Raw genomic sequence first — 23,011 nt, 5'->3', positions numbered from 1 at the left:
CCTCTTTCAGGGAAGAAAATTGCCGAAAGCGGTGGTGTCCTTGTGCCGGTCGGCGCACCCACTCCTACGCCCACCCCTACTGCTACGCCCACCCCTACTCCTACGCCCACCCCTACTGCTACCCCCACTGCCACGCCTACGCCCACCCCTACTCCTACTCCTACTCCCACCCCTACTCCTACTCCCACCCCTACTCCTACACCTACTGGGCCTTCAGTAACCGTAGATCCGTCGTCGGTTTCTAGTGCTGGTACCTATAGTTTTTCATTGAAGGGCAAAGGATTCGTTTCTGGGACTCGGTTAGTTACATTTCCATGCCCTATGCCAGCAAACGGTATCCTACCATCAAAAGCAGATTTAGGTAGGTATCAATCTACTTGTATCTTTTCAAAATTTGTTAATGTTACTGTAGATACTTCTGGTGCGTTTACTGGTAGGCTTTCAAATATTGCTGTACCAACGGATGGGATCATGATTTTCGTGGGTACCTTTTCAAGCTCAATTCGTATTTTTATTCCAATCCGTGTAGCTACTCTTCTTCCTGTTTTGCAGTTGTCGACTGATCCCGCGGCCGTGTCGGAGGGGGAGGATATCAGTTTGGCGGTTACCTCTAATAAGGCGTTGACGGGTACGCAGCAGGTGAATCTGACTCTGGCGGCCCGCGATTCCAGCGGTTTCACAGCAGCCGACATTCAGGGCACTTTGGGGCCGCGCAACTTCGACGCTGATTTCGGGTCGACTCCCAGCAGGACGGGTACGGTGACGATTCCCACCTCGAGCGACAGCTCAACAGAAGGTGCTGAGGCTTATCGGATTACTTTGAATGCTGGGACGGGTTACACGGTAGGTAGTGACAGCACCGCTGATGGAACAGTGGACGACCCACCGGTTTTGCAGTTGTTGGCTGATCCGGAGACGGTGTCGGAGGGCAATGATATCAGTTTGACGGTTACCTCCAATAGGGTGTTGACGGGCACGCAGCAGGTGAATTTAACTTTGGCGGCCCGCGATTCCAGTGGTTTCACCGCAGACGACATCGTAGGCACTTTGGGGCCGCGCAACTTCGACGCAGTTTTCGGGTCGAGCCCTAATACAACTGGTACGGTGACGATTCCCACCTCGACCGACACCTCTGTTGAGGGTGACGAGGCTTATCGGATCACCCTGAATGCTGGAACGGGCTACACGGTGGGTAGTGACAGCACCGCTGATGGAACACTGAGCGACCCACCGCCTTCGCTACAGTTGTCGACTGATCCGGCGACGGTGACGGAGGGCAATGATATCAGTTTGACGGTTACCTCCAACAAGGCGTTGACCGGCACGCAGCAGGTGAATCTAACTTTAGCGGCCCGCGATTCCAGCGGTTTCACCGCAGACGACATCGAAGGCACTCTGGGGCCGCGCAACTTCGACGCAGTTTTCGGGTCGAGCCCTAATACAACTGGTACGGTGACAATTCCCACCTCGACCGACACCTCTGTTGAGGGTGACGAGGCTTATCGGATTACCTTGAATACTGGGACGGGTTACACGGTGGGTAGTGACAGCACCGCTGATGGAACACTGGACGAACTACCGCCTTCGCTACAGTTGTCGACTGATCCGGAGACGGTGACGGAGGGAAATGATATCAGTTTGACGGTTACCTCGAGTAGGGCGTTGACGGGTACGGTGGCGGTGAATCTAACTTTGGCGGCCCGCGATTCCAGTGGTTTCACCGCAGACGACATCGTAGGCACTTTGGGGCCGCGCAACTTCGACGCTGATTTCGGGGCGACTCCCAGCAGGACTGGTACGGTGACGATTCCCACCTCGACCGATACCTCTGTTGAGGGTGACGAGGCTTATCGGATCACCTTGAATGCTGGGACGCGCTATACGGTGGGTGGTGATAGCATCGCTGATGGAACACTGATTGACCCAACGGTTTTGCAGTTGTCGACTGATCCGGCGACGGTGACGGAGGGAAATGATATCAGTTTGACGGTTACCTCCAATAAGGCGTTGACGGGTACGCAGCAGGTGAATTTGACTTTGGCGGCCCGTGATTCCAGTGGTTTCACCGCAGACGACATCGTAGGCACTTTGGGGCCGCGCAACTTCGACGCAGTTTTCGGTTCGAGCCCTAATACAACTGGTACGGTGACGATTCCCACCTTGAGTGATTCCTCTGTTGAGGGTGGCGAGGCTTATCGGGTCACTTTGAATGCTGGTACGGGTTATAAGGTAGGTGGGGATAGTACCGCTGATGGGACGCTGGATGACCCAGCCGAGCAACTCAGTGGTTTTGCTGTGGAATCTGCTAAGGGGCTGATGGAGCTGTCGTGGACTGATCCTAATGATGATAGTATTACTGGTTACGAGTATCGTTATAAAACTGATCATCAGACCGCAACTGATGTTCCTTATACTTCTTGGTTGGAGGTGCCTGGTTCGGATGCGGATACGACTAGTTATACCCTAACAACAGGTTTAACCAACTTTTCCGTGTATACTTTCCAGGTTCGCACGGATAATGGTTTGGTGTCACCTGAGGAAGCGTCAATGTTTTATCCTAAGTTTCCTGAGTTCAAGCCTGTAACGGTTAGCCCAGCAAGTGTTGAAAGTGCTGGTGATTATGAGTTCACTCTTAGCGGTTCTGGCTGGGTACCTCAAGTAAGCCCTACAAGTTTGGGGGTTTTCTTCATAGCATGTGATTACCCACCTGATGGGGATATAAACAAGATTGAAGGTAACCCCAACATTTGCGTGAAAAATATAGCTTTTGCCGGCGGCCTAGACGCGCTTCTAGCCTCCATCAGAGGCGCGAGGGTCAACAGTGATGGTAGTTGGACAGGTAAGAGAACTTTCACGGTACCGGATGAGGGTATGGCCATTCTAGTGGCTGTGATAGATGCTTTAGGCGGGGATTTGTCCCTTGATGAGGTTGGTGCTGTTGTTATACCTGTTGTGTCGCCTAAGAGTGTGTCGGTTCCGGCGGTGGTGGCGGTGACTGAGGGGACTGATGCTAATGCGACGGTAAGGGTTGGTGTGGGGGAGGCGTTTGGGGAGTCGGTTACGTTCAATGTTTCTTATGGTGGTACTGCTAGTGGTGCGAGTGATCCGGCTGATGGTGATTATGATAATGATGCGGTGACTTCTGTTACTTTTGGGGCTGAGGATACGTCGAAGGATATTGCGATCCCGATCACTGATGATGATCTCGATGAGCCCGATGAGACGATCACTGTGACTATTGCTTCGGCGGCGGATTTGCCGGAGGGGTTCTCGTTGGGTAACGCCACGGCGACGGTGACTATTGCTGATGATGACAATTCCCCTGTTTTGGAGGATTTGACCGATGTGACGGTCAAGGTGGGTGAGCAGGTGAGTGTCAGGGCAACGGCGACTGATGCTGATAGTGACACGATTTCTTATGCCTGGACACGTAAGGCTGGTGAGACGACTCCGGCGTTGCCCGAGACTACTTTGAATACGAGGCGGTTGCGGTTTACTCCTACTGAGGCCGGCACCTATACCATGACGGTGACTGCTAGTGATGGTAATGGTAATAGCGATACCGAGACGGTGGTTATTACTGTTGCTGCGAAGACGGTGGTGTCGGTGCCGGCGGCGGTGGCGGTGACCGAGGGCACTGATAGTAGTGCGACGGTGACGATCAGTGTGGCTGAGGCGTTCGGCGAATCGGTTACTTTTAATGTTTCTTATGGTGGTACTGCTACTGGTGCCAGTGATCCGGCCAACGGTGATTACGACAACGACGCGGTAACCTCGATCACTTTCGGAAATAGGGCCACGTCGAAGAACATCGTGATTCCGATCACTGATGATGATTTGGATGAGGGCGATGAGACGATCACTGTGACTATTGCCCCGTCGGCGGTGTTGCCGGCTGGTTTCGTGTTGGGTAACGCTACTGCGACGGTGACGATTGCTGATGATGATAGTTCTCCGGTGTTGGAGGAGTTGACCGATGTGACGGTGAAGATAGGTCAGCAGGTGAGTATCACTGCTAACGCGATTGATGCTGATAGTGACACGATTTCCTATGCCTGGACCCGCAAGAGCGGTGAGACCACACCCGCGCTGCCCGCGACCACGCTGAACCGGAAGCGGTTGCGGTTCACCCCCACAACCACCGGCACTTATACGATGACGGTGACTGCTAGTGATGGTAACGGTAATAGTGATGCCGAGACGGTGGTTATCACTGTTGGGGCGAAGACGGTGGTGTCGGTACCGGCAGCGGTGGCGGTGACCGAGGGCACTGATAGTGATGCGACGGTGACGATCAGTGTGGCCGAGGCGTTCGGCGAGTCGGTTACTTTCAATGTTTCTTATGGGGGTACTGCTACCGGTGCCAATAACCCGGCCAACGGGGATTACGATAATGACGCGGTGACCTCGATCACTTTCGGAACCAGGGCCACGTCAAAAAATATTGTGATTCCGATCACCGATGATGATCTCGACGAGACCGACGAGACGATCACTGTAACGGTTGCACCGTCGGCAACCTTGCCCGCGGGGTTCGTGTTGGGTAACGCCGTGGCGACGGTGACGATCACCGATGATGATAGTTCGCCGGTGTTGGACGCGTTGGCCGATGTTGATGCCAAGGTGGGCCAGCAGGTGGACATCACCGCCAACGCTACCGATGCCGACAGCGACACGATTTCTTATGCGTGGGCGCGCAAGGCTGGTGAGACCACACCCGCGTTGCCCCAAGGTATGGTGTTCAACACGAAGCGGTTGACGTTCACCCCCACCCGGGCTGGTGTTTATACCATGGTTGTTACTGCTAGTGATGGTAATGGTAACAGTGACACCGAGACGGTGGTTATCACGGTCACAGCGAAAACGGTGGTGTCGGTACCAGCAGCGGTGGCGGTAACCGAGGGCACTGATACCAATGCGACGGTGACGATCAGTGTGACCGAAGCATTCGGCCAGTCGGTCACCTTCAACGTGTCTTATAGCGGTACCGCTACCGGGGCGGCAAACCCGGCCAATGGGGATTACGACAATGATGCGGTAACCTCGGTTACCTTCGGCACCGGGGATACGTCGAAGGACATCGTGATTCCCATCACCGATGATGATTTGGATGAGGCTGCGGAGACGATCACTGTGACTGTTGCTTCGTCGGCGGCGTTGCCGACCGGGTTCACGTTGGGTAACGCCACGGCGACGGTGACGATTACTGATGATGACAACTCCCCGGTGTTGGCAGATTTGGAGGATGTGACAGTCAAAATTGGTCAGCGGGTGAACATCAGGGCTACGGCGACCGATGCTGATAGTGACACGATTTCCTATGCCTGGACCCGCAAGGCCGGGGAGACCACTCCGGCGTTGCCTGAGACTTCGTTGGGTGCGAGGCGGTTGCGGTTCACCCCAACCCAGGCCGGTGTCTACACGATGATCGTTACCGCTAGTGACGGTAACGGCAACAGCGACACCGAAACGGTGACCATCACAGTCAACGCGAAAACGGTGGTATCGGTGCCCGAAGCGGTGGCGGTAACCGAGGGCACCAATGCTAATGCGACGGTGACGGTCAGCGTCGCGGAGGCGTTCGGCCAATCGGTCACGTTCAATGTTTCTTATGGGGGTACTGCTACTGGTGCCAATAACCCGGCCAATGGTGATTACGACAACGACGCGGTCACATCGGTCACTTTCGGAACAGCGGATACGTCGAAGAATATTGCGATTCCGATCACTGATGATGATCTCGATGAGGCTGCGGAAACGATTGTTGTGACGGTTGCTTCGTCGGCGGCGTTACCGGCCGGGTTTGTGTTGGGTAACGCCACGGCGACGGTGACGATCACCGATGATGACAACTCCCCGGTGCTCGATGACTTGACCGCGGTTAGGGTCAAAGCCGGCCAGCAGGTGAACATCACCGCCAACGCCACCGACGCCGACAGCGACACGATTTCTTATGCCTGGACCCGCAAGGCCGGTGAGACCACCCCGGCGCTGCCCCAAGGCACTGCGTTGAACACGAAACGGTTGCGGTTCACCCCCACCGCGACCGGTACCTATACGATGACGGTGACCGCCAGCGATGGTAATGGCAATACTGACACCAAGACGGTGGTTATCACTGTTCTGGCCGACACCCCGGTGTCGGTACCCGAGACGGTGGCGGTGACCGAGGGTACCGATAGCAACGCAACCGTCATGATCAGCGTGGCCGAAGCGTTCGGCCAATCGGTCACCTTCAACATTTCTTATAGCGGTACCGCTACCGGCGCCAACAATCCGGCTAACGGGGATTACGACAACGACGCGGCAAAATCGGTCACCTTCGGAACCACTGACACGTCGAAGAACATCGTGATCCCGATCACTGATGATGATCTCGATGAGACGGCGGAAACAATCGTTGTGACCATCGCCCCATCAGCGGCGTTACCGGCCGGGTTCACGTTGGGCAACACGGCATCAACGGTGACTATCACCGATGACGACAACTCCCCGGTGCTGGCAGAGTTGACCGATGTTGGGGTCAAGGTGGGCCAGCAGGTGGACATCACCGCCAACGCCACCGACACCGACGTTGGGGACACAATCTCCTACACCTGGACCCGTAAGAGTGGTGAGACCACCCCCGCTCTACCCGTGGGCACCGCGTTGAACACGAAACGGTTGACGTTCACCCCCACCGCTACCGGCACCTACACCATGACCGTCACCGCCAACGACGGCAACGGCAACACCGATACCGAAACGGTGGTTATCACTGTTGCCGCGAAGGTAGTGGTATCGGTACCCGCTACGGTGGCGGTCACCGAGGGAACCGACAGTAATGCTACGGTGACGATCAGTTTGGCGGAATCATTCGGCCAGTCGGTTACGTTCAATGTGACTTATGGTGGTACCGCTACCGGCGCGGCAAACCCGGCTGATGGGGATTACGACAACGACGCGGTAACCTCGGTCACTTTCGGAACCAGCGACACGTCGAAGAACATCGTGGTCCCGATCACTGATGATGGTCTCGATGAGACCGCTGAAACAATCGTTGTGACTGTTGCCCCGTCGGCGGCGTTGCCGGCCGGGTTCACGTTGGGTAACGCCGTGGCGACGGTGACTATCACCGATGACGATGATTCCCCGGTGTTGGGTGATTTGGCCGATGTTGGGGTCAAGGTGGGCCAGCAGGTGGACATCACCGCCAACGCCACCGACACCGATACTGGCGACACTATCTCCTATGCCTGGACGCGTAAGAGTGGTGAGACCACCCCCGCACTGCCCGTGGGCACTGCGTTGAACGCGAAGCGGTTGACGTTCACCCCAACCGCTACCGGCACCTACACCATGACGGTTACCGCCAACGATGGCAACGGTAATACCGATACCGAAACAGTGGTTATCACAGTCACCGCAAAAGTAGTGGTATCGGTACCCGCTACGGTGGCGGTCACCGAGGGAACCGATAGTAATGCGACGGTTACGATCAGTTTGGCTGAGGGGTTCGGCCAGTCGGTGACTTTCAATGTGTCTTATGGTGGTACTGCTACCGGGGCCAGTGATCCGGCTGATGGGGATTATGATAACGACGCGGTAACCTCGGTCACCTTCAGCACCAGCGACACATCGAAAAACATCGTGATACCGATCACCGATGATGGTCTCGATGAGACCGCTGAGACGATCACTGTGACTGTTGCTCCTTCGGCGGCGTTACCGGCTGGGTTCACGTTGGGTAACGCCGCGACAACCGTGACGGTTACCGATGACGATAACTCGCCGGTGTTGGGGGATTTGGCGGCGGTTGGGGTCAAGGTGGGCCAGCAGGTGGACATCACCGCCAACGCCACCGACACCGACGTTGGGGACACGATTTCTTACACCTGGACCCGCAAGAGCGGGGAGACCACACCGGTGCTGCCCGAAGCTACGACGCTGAACACGAAGCGGTTGACGTTCACCCCCACCGCTACCGGCACCTACACGATGACCGTCACCGCCAACGACGGTAACGGTAATACCGATACCGAAACGGTGGTTATCACTGTTGCCGCAAAAGTAGTGGTGTCGGTACCAGCTACGGTGGCGGTCACCGAGGGAACCGACAGTAATGCTACGGTGACGATCAGTTTGGCGGAAGCGTTCGGCCAGTCGGTCACCTTCAACATTACTTATAGCGGTACCGCTACCGGGGCGGCAAACCCCTCCAACGGGGATTACGACAACGACGCGGTAACATCGGTCACCTTCAACACCACGGACACGTCGAAGAACATCGTGATCCCGATTACTGATGATGGTCTCGATGAGAGCGCGGAAACGATCACTGTAACCATTACACCGTCGGCGGCGTTACCGGCCGGATACACCTTGGGCAACGCCGCGACAACGGTGACGGTTACCGATGATGATGATTCCCCGGTGTTGGGGGATTTGGCTGCTGTTGGGGTGAAGGTGGGCCAGCTTGTGGACATCACCGCCAACGCCACCGATGCCGATGGGGACACGATTTCCTACACCTGGACCCGCAAGAGCGGTGAGACCACCCCGGCTCTGCCCGGGGGCACTGCGTTGGCTGCGAAGCGGTTGATGTTCACCCCAACCGCTACCGGCACCTACACCATGACCGTTACCGCCAATGATGGTAACGGTAATACCGATACCGAAACGGTGGTTATCACAGTTGCTGCGAAGGTAGTGGTGTCGGTACCAGCTACGGTGGCGGTAACCGAGGGAACCAACAGCAACGCAACCGTCACAATCAGCCTAGCTGAAGCGTTCAGCCAGTCGGTCACCTTCAACGTGACTTATAGCGGTACCGCTACCGGGGCGGCAAACCCCTCTAACGGTGATTACGACAACGACGCGGTAACCTCGGTCACCTTCAGCACCAGCGACACGTCGAAGAACATCGTGATACCGATCACCAATGACGGTCTCGATGAGAACGCTGAAACAATCATTGTGACCATTGCACCCTCGGCAGCGTTACCGGCCGGGTACACGTTGGGCAACGCCACAATAACCGTGACCATCACCGATGACGATAACTCCCCGGTGCTGGAGGATTTGGCCGATGTCACCCTCAAAGCAGGCCAACTCGTGGACATCACCGCCAACGCCACCGACGCTGACAGCGACACGGTTTCCTATGCCTGGGCTCGCAAGGCCGGGGAAACCACCCCTGCACTACCTCCAAGCACCGCGCTGAACACGAAGCAGTTGACGTTCACCCCCACCACCACCGGCACCTACACCATGACCGTTACCGCCAACGACGGCAACGAAAACACCGACACCAAAACAGTGACAATCACAGTCAACCCAAAGGTAGTGGTGTCAGTACCCGCCACAGTAGCGGTGACCGAGGGAACTGATAGCAACGCAACCGTCACAATCAGCCTGGCGGAAGCGTTCGGCCAATCGGTCACCTTCAACATTGATTATGGCGGTACCGCTACCGGCGCGGCTGACCCATCCGATGGTGATTACGACAACGACGCGGTAACATCGGTTACCTTCAACACCACGGACACGTCGAAGAACATTGTGGTTCCGATCACTGATGATGATTTGGATGAGAGCGCTGAGACGATCACTGTGACCATAGAACCCTCGGCGGCGTTGCCGGCCGGGTACAGGTTGGGCAACGCGGCATCCACGGTGACGATCACCGATGATGATAACTCCCCGGTCCTGGGGGACTTGGCCGATGTCACCCTCAAGGCCGGCCAGCTTGTGGATGTTACCGCTAACGCGACCGACGCCGATGGGGACACAATCTCATATGCCTGGACCCGTAAGGCGAATGAGAACTTACCCGCGCTGCCCCAGAGCACCGCGTTGGGTGCCAAGCAGTTGACGTTCACCCCAACCACTGCCGGGGTTTACACCATGACCGTGACCGCCGACGACGGTAACGCCAACAGCGATGCTGAAACAGTGGTTATCACAGTCAACCCGAAAACGGTGGTGTCGGTGCCCGCAGCGGTGGTGGCAACCGAGGGTAACGACAAAAATGCCACGGTCACGATCAGCCTGGCCGAAGCTTTTGGGCAATCGGTCACCTTCAACGTGACTTACAGCGGCACTGCGACCGGCGCGGCTGACCCGGCTAATGGGGATTACGACAACGACGCGGTAACCTCGATCACCTTCGGAACCAGCGAGGTGTCGAAGGATATCGTGATCCCGATCACCGACGACAATGTAGTAGAGGGCGCGGAAACCATTGTTGTCACCATCGCACCATCAGCAGCGCTACCGGCCGGTTACAGGTTGGGTAATGCCACCACCACGGTGACGATCACCGATTACGACAGCTTCCCACTCCTGGTGACAGCCAAAGTCGGCCAGCTAGTGGACGTCATTGCTACGGCTGCCAGCACCGATGATGACAACCCCTACACCTACCTGTGGGCTCGCAAGACCGGGGAAACCACACCGGCGCTGCCAACCGGCACGCTACTCAACCAAGCCCGGTTGACGTTCACCCCAACCCGGATGGGAACCTACACCATGACAGTCACCGCCACCGACAGCAACAACAACACCGTCAGCACCGAAACAGTGACTATCACCGTCGTTGCCGACACCGTCATCTCGATACCAGCCATGGTGTCGGTAACAGAAGGCACCGATAACTTCGCCACAGTCAGGATCAGCACCGCCGAACCACCCACCCAGGACACAACCTTCGAGGTGATCTCTGATAGTGCCCCCCATGGTGATCCTGCCATTAGCAATATGGATTATGATGAAGTTAGTGAGGTGGTTTTTGAGGCTGGTGAGCGCTTCGTGGATGTTATGGTTCCGATCACCGATGACGGGATAGATGAGGATAACGAAACCTTCCTGGTGATCATTGTGCCGGTCAACCCACTACCGGGCGGGTTTGTCATGGGCAACACCATCGCGACGGTGACGATTGCTGATGATGACAGTTCACCGGTCCTGAAACCAATAGAGAGTGTTACTGTCCGGCCCGGTCAAAAGGTGAACATCGCTGCTTCGGCCACCGATGAGGACGGAGACACGGTCACCTATGAATGGTCTCGCAAGGCTGGGGAGGTCACACCGCCGTTGCCTCAGGGCACCGCGCTGGATGAGGCTCGGTTGCTGTTCACTCCAACCCAGGTGGGGACTTACACGATGACGGTGACCGCTGATGACGGTAACACCAACACCGACACCCGAACCGTGACGATAGCGGTTGTGGGCACCTTGAGTTTCGGCCCGGGTGAGGTATCCAAGACCGTCACCATCCCAATACCCGACGACGAAGTGGACGAAGAGACAGAAACCATCACGGTGACCATAGAACCGGTGAGCGAGCTGCCGGCAGGGTTCAGGCTGGGTAACGCCACCGCCACGATTACCGTCATCGACGACGACAGCTCCCCGGTGCTGGAACCGCTCGATAACGTCACCGCCCAGGTCGGTCAACGAATCGACATCACCGCCTCAGCCACCCACGAAAACGAGGACGAGACCATCACCTACGCCTGGGCCCGCGAACCCGGCGAGACCACACCACCGCTACCTGAGGGCACTACACTCAACACAGCTAGGTTGCGGTTCACCACCACCGCTTCGGGCACCTACACCATGACGGTTACCGCCACCGACACCCACGGCAACACCGACACCCAAACAATCACAATCACCGTCGGCAACCCCCCAACCCCCGAAGAACACGAAATCAGCCCCACCGACAACCACACCAACCCACTGGAGCTCGCCCCGCTCAGCGATCTGGTCCTCAGACTCGGCCAGCAAGTGGACATCACTGCGGTAGCCACCCACACCAACGAGGACGAGACCATCACCTACGCCTGGACTCGTAAACCCGGCGAGACCACACCACCGCTACCGGAAGGCACAGCACTAAACACCGCCCGACTCACCTTCACCCCAACCCAAACCGGCACCTACACCATGACAGTTATGGCCACCGACACCAACGACTACGCCTACCTGCGCACAATCACCATAACCATCACCACCGACAACCTCATCACAATCAAACCCACAACCACCACCATCACCGAAGGAACCAACCCCACCACAACCATCACCATCACCCTAGACAAACCCCTCCAACAACCCACCACCCTCAACCTCCACTACACCCACCACCAACCAAAAAACTAAACAACAACCCCCGGCCATAGAATCCTATGAGCCCTATGTCCCCCCGGATCGAACCGATCACCTCCCCGGCCGGGCTGGCTGAGATGGTGGCCGATGCAACCACCGCGCCTGCCTATGCCATCGACACCGAGTTTCACCGTGAGCGCACCTACTATCCCCAAGCGGCGCTGATTCAGGTGGCCTGGCGAGATCAGCTTGCCATCATCGACCCGCTGAGTGTGCCCATAACGCCGCTGGTTGAGCTGTTGCAAAGCGATGGCCTGGCCGTGTTCCATGCTGCCGCCCAGGACCTGGAATTGCTTCAGCACGAATGCGGTACGCTACCCAACCGCATATTCGACACCCAGATCGGGGCGGGGTTCATAGGGTACCGCACCCCATCGCTGGCCCTGCTCCACCACGATCTGCTGGGGGTGGACCTGCCCAAGGAAGCCCGCCGGTCCAACTGGCTGCGAAGACCGCTGACCGAGTCCATGCTGGCGTATGCCGCGGCCGATGTGGAGCGCCTGCTGGAAATCAGCGACATACTGCACAAGGAACTGGAAGCCCGGGGCCGCCTCGAATGGGCCGAGGAGGAGTGCGCACTCCTGCTCAGGCAGTCAGGCAAGGAGCGATCGGCCGAGAATGCGTGGCGGCGGATCAAGGAAATCCGCGGTCTGAAGGGACGGTCCCGATTTGTGGCCCAGGCGGTGGCCCAATGGCGGGAGGAGTGCGCGGTCCAGCAGAACCTGCCCGTGCGCCATGTCCTGTCGGATTCGGCGGTAGCGGCCGTGGCTCAGCGCCTGCCGAGGACGCTCAAACAGTTGCGAAACCTGGAGGGCATGGAGTCGCGCAACCTCAGCCGGGGTGCGGACGGCAAGCTGCTGGACTTTCTCAACCGGATCCGGGGCGCGGAGATCAAGAGCGTGCCCGACGACCGACCCCCCAAACTGGATCAGTCGCTCAAGCCAACGGTCAACTTGATCACTTCGTGGGCTACCCATCACGCCGCGGAGTCCGACCTCGACCCCACGCTGCTGGCCACCCGCAGCGACATAGAGGCACTGGTTCGAGGCGACCCCGACTGCCGGGCCCTCAGGGGATGGCGGGCCGGCATGATCGCGGCCCCCGTTCAACAGCTTCTGCAAAGAACCGCAGCCATAGCCCTGGACAGCCAGGGCAGGCTCGTTCTGGAGGAACGCTCCCGGCGCCCGATTTCACCCACAACGCGGAGCTAGAACAGGGGCACCGTTTTGGAGGAACGCTCCGGCACCCGATTTGCAGGCTGGCATACCCGGCGTTCGCACCGGCGGTGACCCCTGCGGTGTGCAAGAGCAGGCGCAGAAGTGGTTACACTGGCACCCATGAAAAAGTAGGGGGGCGGAATACCCCCTATTGCCGGTGCCGAAAAGCAACCGGCTCGACATTGTGGAGCCGCCCATGAAAAAGGGACGCCACCGTCGTTATGAAGAAGCTCGCGCGCTGAAACACACGAGCGACGACTTTGACGTTATGTTCAAGGAGAATGAGGATCCATGCGTGGAGTGTGGAGCCATCCCCGGAGAGGAATGCCGGTTGGTGAAGGTGGGGGCCAAACCCTGGTGCGAGTACCGGGACACCCCCTCAGCCGACAACGTTGACGAGCTATTCCCCAACTAGCACTCCCGTAAACCCCGGTCGCGCTCCTTCGATCTCGTTTACGTAAACCCCGGTCGCGCTCCTTCTGCCTCGGCCAAGATAACCCCGGTCACACTCCTTCGGTCTCGTCCAAAATCTCGTCCAACCGGAGGATGTCGTCGGCGCGCACCACCCCGATGAACGTACCGTGATCATCGGTGACCGCAAGGTGGTCGGTGTCGTTGGAGTCCATCTGGGTCATGGTGTCGCGCAACGTCCATGATGGGCGGGCCGTGGGAAGGTCGCGGCGGGTGATGCCGGCCACCAATGTGGTGTCCCACGCTTCACGCTCCAGGTCGCTCACCTGCTCCAGGCCGCACATCCCCCGGTATTGCCCGCCGTCCACCACCGGAACCTCCCGTTCCCTTCGCCCGATGAGGTGTATGTGCACCAGCTCGCTGACCGTGGCATCGGGGGGCACGGTCAGCGTGTCGGTGGTCAGCACGGAGGTCAGCGGTAGGGCGAGCCTGCGCTCCACCACCCCCTGGCGCTTGTCCAACTGGTACGAAGCCACCGAGCTGGTCCCGGCCACCAGTTGCGATGCCGCCGCGGCGATGAGGGCGGGAACCACGAACGCGGAGGTACCGGTACTTTCGGCCACGAACATCACCGCGGTTATGGGAGCCCGGTAGCCGGCGGCCAAGAATGCCGCCAATCCCAATGTGCGGTACAGCCCGATCTCGTTCACTCCCATGGCCTGACCCAAAAAGCTGCCCACGATCACCCCCTGAACCGCCAGAGGGATGAACAGCCCACCCGCACCTCCGGCTCCAACCGTGGTGAGCGTGGCCACGACTCGAAACGCCAGCAGGGCGGCAACGAGTAGCAGAGTGTGCTCGCTGTCGCGCAACCATTTGGTGGCCTCCACCCCGGGACCCAGGCTCAGGGGATGGCCGAACACGGCGTCGCTGGCCACCACCAGCCCGGCCAGCACCGCCCCGCCCACCAGAATCCGCATCCCGATTGGAAACCGATTCTCCAGCCCCTTGGCCCAGCGCACCAGCCCGGCGAACCCCCGACCCCCAAGACCGGCCACCAACCCGAGCAGCGCACCCCCACCCAGGTGGATGATGCTGAGATCGACATCGTGGCTGCCCAGGTCGATGACCGGGGCCGTCCCCAGCACGGCAACGTAAACCAGATAGCCCGAGGCAGAGGCCAGCAGCGCCGGCAGCAGCGCCCGCCGGGCCACGTCGTCACGATAAGGTGCCTCCAGAGCGAAGATCACCCCGGTGGCGGGAGTCTTGAACACCGCGGCGATGCCAGCCGCCGCCCCCGCAGTGAGCAGCATCTTGGCCTCCTCCCGCCGCAGCCAGCGCCCGAACAGCCCCTGGGTGCCATGACCCACGGTGGCCCCGGCATACACCGATGGCCCCTCCAGACCCACCGAGCCCCCCAGACCGATGGTTGCCACCCCGGCCAGCAGCTTGGCGGGGAGTTGGGAGATGGGCAGCCTGGGGTGGCGCTCATGGAAGGCCCGCACGTACTCATCCGAGGTCGAGGGTGTCGCCCCCCGCCCGGCGAGGCGCAGGATGACCACCGTGGCCCCCAACCCGACCACCGGTGCCACCGCTTGCCACCACAGCGGGGCGGCCAGGAGTCGCTCCAGCAGCACCTCGACGGTGAGCTGCTCGAACCCGGCCACCAGAATGCCCACCAGCGCACCGGTGGCGATGGACAGGAGCACCATGGTCGGCAGGGCCCGGCGGGGCCGGAAGGAGGAGAGCAGCTCCACCCCGGAACGGGCGATCCCGGAACGGGCGATGCGACCCCCAGCGCCGCGGCCGACCACACGCCCTGTCCGACTCACTGCCGGTATCCTACTGGCCGATGGGCATCCGACGGGCAAGGAACAAGGATCCCTGGCCGATGGGCATCCGACGGGCAAGGAACAAGGATCCCTTGATAAGGGATCTCCTGGGGGTGTTGCCCCCCGAGCGAGTGCGAGTGGCCTCGCTGGAGCAGTCGCTCATGCAACGGGATGCATCGATTTTTGAGGCGGGCCGGGCCGGGCCGGTGTGCTTTCCTCTCAATACCGGGGAGGTGCAAGGCTGCGTGAACGTTGCCCGGCACCATGGGCGGGCAGTGGTTCCCCGCGGGGCGGGAACCGGGTTGGCCGGGGGAGCGGTGCCCCTGGATGAACCGGTGATGGTGGTCACCACCAAGATGAACCGCCTGCTGTCGGTGGATCCCGAACGGCAGATGGCCTGGGTCCAGCCCGGCATGATCAACCTGGACCTCAGCCGGGCCACGGCGAGCCACGGTCTGCACTTTGCCCCCGATCCGTCCAGCCAGCAGGTGTGTTCACTGGGGGGCAACGTCGCCACCAACTCCGGCGGACCCCACTGCCTGGCCCACGGGGTGACAAGCGCCCATGTTCTGGCGGTTGAGGTGGTGCTCATGTCGGGCGAGGCCGTGATCCTGGGCGATCCCGACGGCTGCTCACCCGGTCTGGATCTGCGGGGCGCGTTCATAGGGTCGGAGGGAATGCTGGGCATCGCCACCGCCATCGCAGTGAGGCTCATGCCCAACCCACCGGCGATACAAACCCTGCTCCTGGCCTTCGACACCGTGGATGCCGCTGCCCGGACGGTGAGCGCGGTGATTGCCGGCGGCATTGTCCCCGCAGCCATCGAGATGATGGATGCCAACATCATCGCCGCGGTGGAGGAGTACGTGGGAGCCGGGTTCCCCACCGACGCGGCCGCGGTGGTGATCGTGGAGGTGGACGGCCTGCCCGGCGGGGTCGAGGCCGAGGCCGACCGGGTGGCCCAGTTGGCAACGGAGCGGGGCGGCAGGGTTCGCCGGGCGGCCGACGATAAGGAGCGTGCCCTGCTGTGGAAGGGACGCAAGAGCGCGTTCGGTGCCATCGCCCGGATCAAGCCCAATTACTACCTGCACGACACGGTGGTGCCCCGCACCCGCCTGGCCGAGGTGATGAGCCGGGTGTACGAGATCGTCGAGGAGCACGATTTGCAGGTCATGAACGTTTTTCACGCGGGCGACGGCAACCTCCACCCGCTGCTGCTGTACGACCGCAAGGAGCCGGGGATCATGGATCGGGTACACGCCGCCGGGTCGGCCATCATCGAGGCCTCGCTGGCCGCGGGCGGGGTGTTGTCGGGCGAGCACGGCATCGGCATCGAAAAGCGTGACTTCATGCCGCTGATGTTCAGCGAAGCCGACCTGGATGCCCAGCGGCGGCTGCGGCGGGCATTCGATCCCGGCGAGATGGCCAACCCCGGAAAGGTTCTGCCCACCGGATCGAGTTGCGCCGACATCAACGCCCTGGACAACGTCCCCGAAGGGGTATGGGGGTGAGGGAGGGGGTATCTGCCCGAGGGGGTATGGGGGTGAGGGAGGATCTGGAGGCCTTTGCCGCCGAGGTGGGGACAAAAGCTCCGGTGGCGGTGGTGGGGGGGCGCACTCACTGGGGGGTCGGGGGGTTGTGTCCCAACGACACCCTGCTGGTGCGGGCCCCGATCGGTGTGCGTTCCTTCGACCCGGCGGAGATGACCGTAAGGGTGGGAGCGGGCACACCGGTGGCGGAACTCGATGTCGCGCTGGCCGAAGCCGGGCAGCGGGTGAACCTGCCACTAGGGGGCAACCTGTCGCCGGGGGAAAACCTGCCACTAGGGGGCAACCTGCCCCCGGAAACCGGGGCCACGGTCGGTGGGGTTCTGGCGGTGGGCCGTGATGGGATCCATGCCCTGGGCCGGGGCCGGCTCCGCGATGCCCTGCTGGAAGCGGTTTACGTGTCCGACGATGGCCGCCTGGTGACCGCGGGCGGACCGACGGTGAAGAACGTGTCCGGGTTCGACCTGTGCCGCTTGCTGGTTGGGTCGCTGGGCACCCTGGGGCTGGTGGCGGAGGTGGTGCTGCGTACCTGGCCCCGGTCGCCCGCCGGCCGGTGGATGGCGGGGGAGTGCAACCCGGTGGAGCTGCGCCGCCGCCTGTTCCGGCCATCGTCCATCCTGTGGAACGGCTCCACGGCGTGGGTTCACCTGGAAGGCCACGAGGCGGATGTGGAGACCGAGGCGGAGCTGGCCCGGTCGTTGGGGTGCGCGCCGGTGGATGAGCCCCCGCCGCTGCCGCCCCACCGGGTTCCGGCCGCCTCGACCGCAGCCGGCGAGTACCGGGGCGAGTTCCTGGTACAAGTCGGAACCGGGTCGGCATATGTGCACGAGCCGGGCCCGGTTCCCGATCCTGATCCGGTGGTGGCTGCCCTGAACCAGCGGCTGAAGGCCGAATTCGACCCCCGGGGCCGCCTCAACCCGGGCCGCAACCCACTAAAAGCTCCATGAGTTCCCAGCCAACTTTGGGAATAGCTCCATGAGTTCCCGGCCAACTTTGGGAATAGCTCCCGAGGAATTGGCCGCGTGCGTGGCTTGCGGCTTGTGCCTGCCCCACTGCCCCACCTTCCGGGTTACCGGCGAGGAATGGGCCTCACCCCGGGGACGCATCAGCGCCATGCGCCAGGTGCAGGACCATGGGGCCCCGGCCGACCGGGCGTTCCGGGAATCGATGGAAACCTGCGTGCAGTGTCGGGGCTGCGAGCCGGCTTGCCCTTCCGGGGTGCCGTTCGGCTCGATGATGGAAACAACCCAGGCCGAGTTGAGCCGGCAGCACCGCTGGAACCCGAGGCGGTGGGGGTTCAAGGTTTTGGGCCGCCCCCGACTGCTGACCCTTTTGTCGCGGCTGCTGGCCGTTGCCCAGCGCCTGCGGATGGTGCCGTCCAAACGTCTGGGGCTTCCCCGGCTGCCGCTGCACCAAGAACGCCTCCAGGCTTCGGGGGATGACGTGTGGCTGTTCACCGGATGCGTGATGGATGCCTGGCAGAGATCGGTTCATGCCGCGGTCAAGCGGGTGGTGGAGGCGACCGGTACCGGGGTTGCCCTGCCCGGCGCGGGTGCCGGGTGTTGCGGAGCGCTGTCGCTGCACGCCGGACTGGATGACCACGCCCGCACCCTGGCGATTCGCACGATGGGGGCGCTGGGGGGCCAGGCCCCGATCCTGGTCGACTCGGCCGGTTGCGGAGCGGCCCTCAAGGAGTACGGAAAGCTGCTGGGAACCCCGGAGGCAATTGCCTTCAGCCGCCGGGTGATGGATGTGCACGAGTGGCTGGCCACCCGCACCGACCGGCTGCCCCCGGCCGGGGAGCGGGACGAGGGGTTGGTGATTGCCGTTCATGACCCCTGCCATCTGCGCCATGTGCAGCGAGCCCACGAGCCGGTGGCAACCGTGCTGGCTCTCTACACCTCGGTGGTGACTCTGGACGACGACGGCCTGTGCTGCGGAGCGGGTGGGGCCTACGCCGCCATGCAACCGGGGATGGCCGCCGCGATCCGGGAGCGAAAACTGGAAGCCATCCGCCGCTCCGGCGCAACGGTGGTGGCCAGCGCCAATCCCGGCTGCTCCATCCACCTGGCCAACGCCGGGGTCCAGGTGCGCCACCCCCTGGAAATAATCGACAAGGCCATCAGGCATAGCTGAGGCCACGAACCATGATCGAACCATGACTGGAGCCACAAAGCATGACGGTTGAGCACGTCCGTGAGCAGCTTGAGGCCGTGGCCGAGCAGTTGGGCGAAATGGCCATGGCGGTTCTGCGCGATGCGGTGGAGGAGGGGGCGACTTCCAGACCCGAGGAGGAAAAACGGCTGACCCGGGCCCGCCGCTCGGTGGAGAAAGCCATTTCAATACTGGAGATGTAATAATCCGGTCTAGCCCCCTACGAGCCCTACGAGGTCGTACAGCGTGGTTCTCTGCCGCAGCGGGCGTCCCAGGGCATCGCAGAGGGCTCGGAGGTCATCCTCGGTGACCTGCTGGCCGTGGGATGCCCCGGCGGCTCGGGAGATGTTCTCGTTGATGAGCGTGCCACCCAGGTCGTTGGCCCCGGCTTGCAGCATCTGTGACGCTCCGGGCAGTCCCAGCTTCACCCACGAGGCCTGAATGTTGGGAATCCAACCGTGGTAGGCGATGCGACCCACCGCGTGCATCAGCAACGCCTCCCGGAAGGTGGGTCCCCGCCGGGATCGCCGCTGGAGGTAGATGGGCGCGGCCATGTGAACGAAGGGAAGAGGCACGAACTCGGTGAAGCCGCCGGTCTCCTTTTGAAGCTCGCGGGTGCGGACCAGGTGGCGGGCCCAGTGAACCGGTTGCTCCACCGTGCCGAACATCATGGTCACGTTGGACGCCAGGCCGATCCGGTGGGCGGTGCGGTGGGCCTCCAGCCACTGATCGGTATTGATCTTGTCTGGGCATATAACCGCCCGGATCTCGTCGTCGAGGATCTCGGCGGCGGTTCCGGGCAGGGAGCGAAGGCCGGCTTCCATGAGGCGGCGCAGGTAGTCGATCAGCGGCTCCTCCAACCGGCGAGCGCCCTCGGTCACCTCCAGGGCGGTGAAACCGTGTACGTGGATACCGGGCACCGCCTCCTTCACCGCCCGGGTGACATCTATGTAATAGTCGCCGTCGAAGTCGGGGTGGATGCCACCCTGGAGGCAGACCTCGGTGGCCCCGGCCCCGGCCGCCTCGATGGTGCGGGCGGCGATGTCGTCCAAGCTCAGCATGTAGGGGTCGCCACGCAGGTTGAGCGACAGCGGCCCCTTGGAGAAGCCGCAGAACCGGCACTTGAACGTGCACACGTTGGTGTAGTTGATGTTGCGGTTGGAGACCCAGGTGACCTCGTCTCCCACGGCCGTCCGGCGAAGGGAGTCGGCCAGATCGGCGACCGCTCGAACCTCTGGGCCTCGAGCCCCGAACAGGGCGACGATCTCGTCGATCCCCACTTCCTGGCCCTCGCGCACCCCGGCGATAACCTCGCCCACTGCGCTCCCCGCCGCAGCGAACCCGCCGGGGGCGGGGACCGCGACCACCCCGGGTCGCGAGAATGCCGGCATCGGGGGCGGGACATCGGCACCGGAGTACCAACCGCCGTCGTCGGGTCGCCCCAGGCCCTCGGCATCGCTGTGGTCGAGCACCGGGAACCTCATGTCAACGTCCAACCACCGCTCGGGATCGAGGGCGAACTCGGGGTAAACGGTGAGCCGGGGGGCCAGGACGAATCCCCTGGCCTCGGTGACCTCCCGCAGGCGGTCGATGACCGGCCAGGGGCGCTCGGGGTTCACGTGGTCGATGGTGACCGGGGACACCCCGCCCCAGTCGTCGATGCCCGCGTCCAGCAACACCCCGAAATCGTCGGAGAGGTTGGGCGGGGCCTGAATGTGGATCTCGCCGGGAAGGATGATCCGGGCCAGGGCGATGGCCTCCAGGTGCTCGTCGTGGTCGCAGGGCAAGGCGGCGTGCATGGCCGTGCCCGGCTTGGGCAGAAAGTTCTGGACGATCACCTCCTGGACATGGCCCCAGCGCCGGTGGGACTCGGCAATGGCCTCCAGCGCGTCTACCCGGTCGGCCCGGGTCTCGCCGATGCCCACCAGGATGCCGGTGGTGAACGGGATGGCCAGCTCGCCGGCGGCCTCTAGGGTGGCCAGCCGCCGCTCGGGGGTCTTGTCGGGCGATCCCCGGTGGCAGTCCAGTTGGGCCAGGGTCTCCAGCATCATGCCCTGTGACGGCGCGACTGTGCGCAGCAGGGCCATCTCCTCGAGGCTGAGCGCCCCGGCGTTGATGTGGGGCAGCAACCCGGTTTTGTCCACCACCAGTCGGGCGGCATGGGCCAGGTAGTGCACCGTGGAGGCGAATCCTCGAGTTTCCAACCATTCCGCGGCATCGGGGTAGCGCAGTTCGGGACGCTCCCCCAGGGTGAACAGGGCCTCGTGGCAACCGGCCGCATCTCCCGACTCGGCTATGGCCAGCACCTCGTGCTCGCTCAGGTAGGGCGACTCCAGGCGGGCCGGCGGTTGGGCAAAGGTGCAGTAGCCGCACTTGTCCCGGCACAGCATGGTGAGGGGGATGAACGATTTGGGGGAGTAGGTGACCCGGTTGCCGTGCATCTCATCACGCACCGCCCGGGCCCGGGCCATCAGATCGGAAAGGCTCAGCTCCAGCAAGCCCCGTCCGGATGCGACCGCTACCGTCACCGGTCACCCCCAACCGTTTCGAGGTTGCTTGCGCGCCGGGCAGCCCGTCCGGCTGCGACAGTGATTCTCACCGGTCACCGCCCATCAACCGGTCGGCGGTGGCAACCAGACTCGCCAGCAAATCTTCGAACGACCTCACGAAAGCCGATACCCCCTCGTTCTCCAGCCGGCCGGCCACGGCTTCCAGATCCACGCCGACACCGCTGACTCTATCCAGGACCGCCCGAGCGATGTCGGGATCGGCATCCACGGTGCGGGCCGGCGTACCGTGGTCCAAGAACGCCTCCAGGGTGGCGTCGGGAAGCGTGTTCACCGTGTCGGGGCCGATCAGCCGGTCGACATAGAGGGTGTCGGGATAGGCCGGGTTCTTGGTGGAGGTGGAAGCCCAAAGCGGCCTCTGCACCCTGGCTCCCCGGGCGGAAAGGGCCGCCCAGCGGGGTCCGGAGAACTTCTGCCTGAAGATCTGATAGGCCACCTGGCCCTGAGCCACCGCGGCCTGCCCCCGCAGGGCCAGGGCTTCGGGGGTGCCGATGGCCTCGAGCCGGCGGTCCACCTCGGTGTCGGTGCGGCTGATGAAGAAGGATGCCACCCCCGAGACCCTCGACAGGTCGCCCTCGCAGGCCTCCAGGCCGCAGAGGTAGGCCTCGATGACCTCGGCGTAGCGGCTCAGGGAGAAAAGGAGGGTCACATTGATGCTGCGACCCTCGGCAGTCATGGCTTGGATGGCCGGAAGCCCCTCGGCGGTGCCGGGGATCTTCACGTACAGGTTGGGGCGGTTTACTCTCTGGTGGATGGCTCGGGCCGCGGCCAGGGTTCCCTCGGTGTCGCGAGCCAGCGTGGGATCCACCTCCACCGAGACGAAACCATCAACCCCGTCGCTGGCCTCGTGTACCGGGGCGAGCACGTCGAGCGCACCCCCGATATCGGTCAGCACGAGTTCCCAGTAGGCATCGTTCACGCTCAGCCCGCCGGCCAGCAGTTCGACCAACTGATGGTCGTACTCACAACCCGAGGTCATCGTCTTCTGGAAGATGCTGGGATTGGAGGTGATGCCCCGCACCCCGCGCTCCACCCAGCGGGCCAGCTCTCCGTTCTCGAGCCACTCCCGGCGCAGGTTGTCCAGCCAGGGACTCTGACCGTGCTCGCGATACAGGTCGTGCAAAACAGTCACG

Annotated in this window: 10 protein-coding genes; 7 read left to right on the top strand and 3 right to left on the bottom strand. The window is 61.8% G+C overall.

Annotated elements, in window-relative coordinates; translation table 11 throughout:
* Positions 1–546: 546 nt before the first annotated feature.
* The 3 genes from ACOGXC_RS04130 (at position 547) to ACOGXC_RS04120 (ending at position 13,782) form a co-directional block, all read left to right on the top strand.
* Entirely contained in the window at positions 547–12,144 is an 11,598-nt protein-coding gene (locus ACOGXC_RS04130; RefSeq protein ID WP_419919447.1) for a PKD domain-containing protein, read from the top strand.
* A 35-nt stretch (positions 12,145–12,179) separates the two neighbouring features.
* Positions 12,180–13,361, top strand: coding sequence for a ribonuclease D (locus tag ACOGXC_RS04125; protein ID WP_419919446.1), 1,182 nt, complete (start codon positions 12,180–12,182; stop codon positions 13,359–13,361).
* 202 nt (positions 13,362–13,563) lie between these two features.
* Positions 13,564–13,782: a hypothetical protein gene (locus ACOGXC_RS04120; protein ID WP_419919445.1), complete on the top strand. Its 219-nt coding sequence runs from the start codon at positions 13,564–13,566 to the stop codon at positions 13,780–13,782.
* Positions 13,783–13,870: 88 nt separating this feature from the next.
* On the opposite strand, the gene ACOGXC_RS04115 is transcribed toward ACOGXC_RS04120, so the two are convergent.
* Positions 13,871–15,610 carry a chloride channel protein gene (locus tag ACOGXC_RS04115; protein WP_419919444.1) on the bottom strand — a complete coding sequence of 580 codons (1,740 nt, stop codon included), beginning with the start codon at positions 15,608–15,610 and terminating at the stop codon, positions 13,871–13,873.
* A gap of 59 nt (positions 15,611–15,669) precedes the next feature.
* Between ACOGXC_RS04115 and ACOGXC_RS04110 the strand changes: the two genes are divergently transcribed.
* Genes ACOGXC_RS04110 through ACOGXC_RS04095 form a run of 4 tightly spaced genes read left to right on the top strand, consistent with a single transcriptional unit; the run spans position 15,670 to position 19,514 of the window.
* The gene (locus tag ACOGXC_RS04110; protein WP_419919443.1) at positions 15,670–17,121 is read left to right on the top strand and encodes an FAD-linked oxidase C-terminal domain-containing protein; all 1,452 of its coding nucleotides are present in this window, start codon (positions 15,670–15,672) and stop codon (positions 17,119–17,121) included.
* A 26-nt stretch (positions 17,122–17,147) separates the two neighbouring features.
* The gene (locus tag ACOGXC_RS04105; protein WP_419919442.1) at positions 17,148–18,104 is read left to right on the top strand and encodes an FAD-binding protein; all 957 of its coding nucleotides are present in this window, start codon (positions 17,148–17,150) and stop codon (positions 18,102–18,104) included.
* Between the two features lie 28 nt (positions 18,105–18,132).
* Positions 18,133–19,293, top strand: a complete 1,161-nt coding sequence (locus ACOGXC_RS04100; RefSeq protein WP_419919441.1) for a (Fe-S)-binding protein — start codon at positions 18,133–18,135, stop codon at positions 19,291–19,293.
* A 41-nt stretch (positions 19,294–19,334) separates the two neighbouring features.
* On the top strand, positions 19,335–19,514 hold the full coding sequence (locus ACOGXC_RS04095) for a hypothetical protein (protein ID WP_419919440.1): 180 nt from the start codon (positions 19,335–19,337) through the stop codon (positions 19,512–19,514).
* Between the two features lie 9 nt (positions 19,515–19,523).
* Here ACOGXC_RS04095 and cofH read toward each other — a convergent pair whose 3' ends face one another.
* Positions 19,524–21,782, bottom strand: coding sequence for a 5-amino-6-(D-ribitylamino)uracil--L-tyrosine 4-hydroxyphenyl transferase CofH (cofH, locus tag ACOGXC_RS04090; RefSeq protein ID WP_419920009.1), 2,259 nt, complete (start codon positions 21,780–21,782; stop codon positions 19,524–19,526).
* A gap of 124 nt (positions 21,783–21,906) precedes the next feature.
* Positions 21,907–23,010, bottom strand: a complete 1,104-nt coding sequence (gene tal / locus ACOGXC_RS04085; protein WP_419919439.1) for a transaldolase — start codon at positions 23,008–23,010, stop codon at positions 21,907–21,909.
* Between the last annotated feature and the right edge of the window lies 1 nt (position 23,011).

Origin of the sequence: Candidatus Poriferisocius sp., assembly GCF_965202595.1 — a bacterium.
Taxonomy (GTDB): domain Bacteria; phylum Actinomycetota; class Acidimicrobiia; order Acidimicrobiales; family Bin134; genus Poriferisocius.
This window is presented reverse-complemented; position numbering and strand designations above follow the sequence as displayed.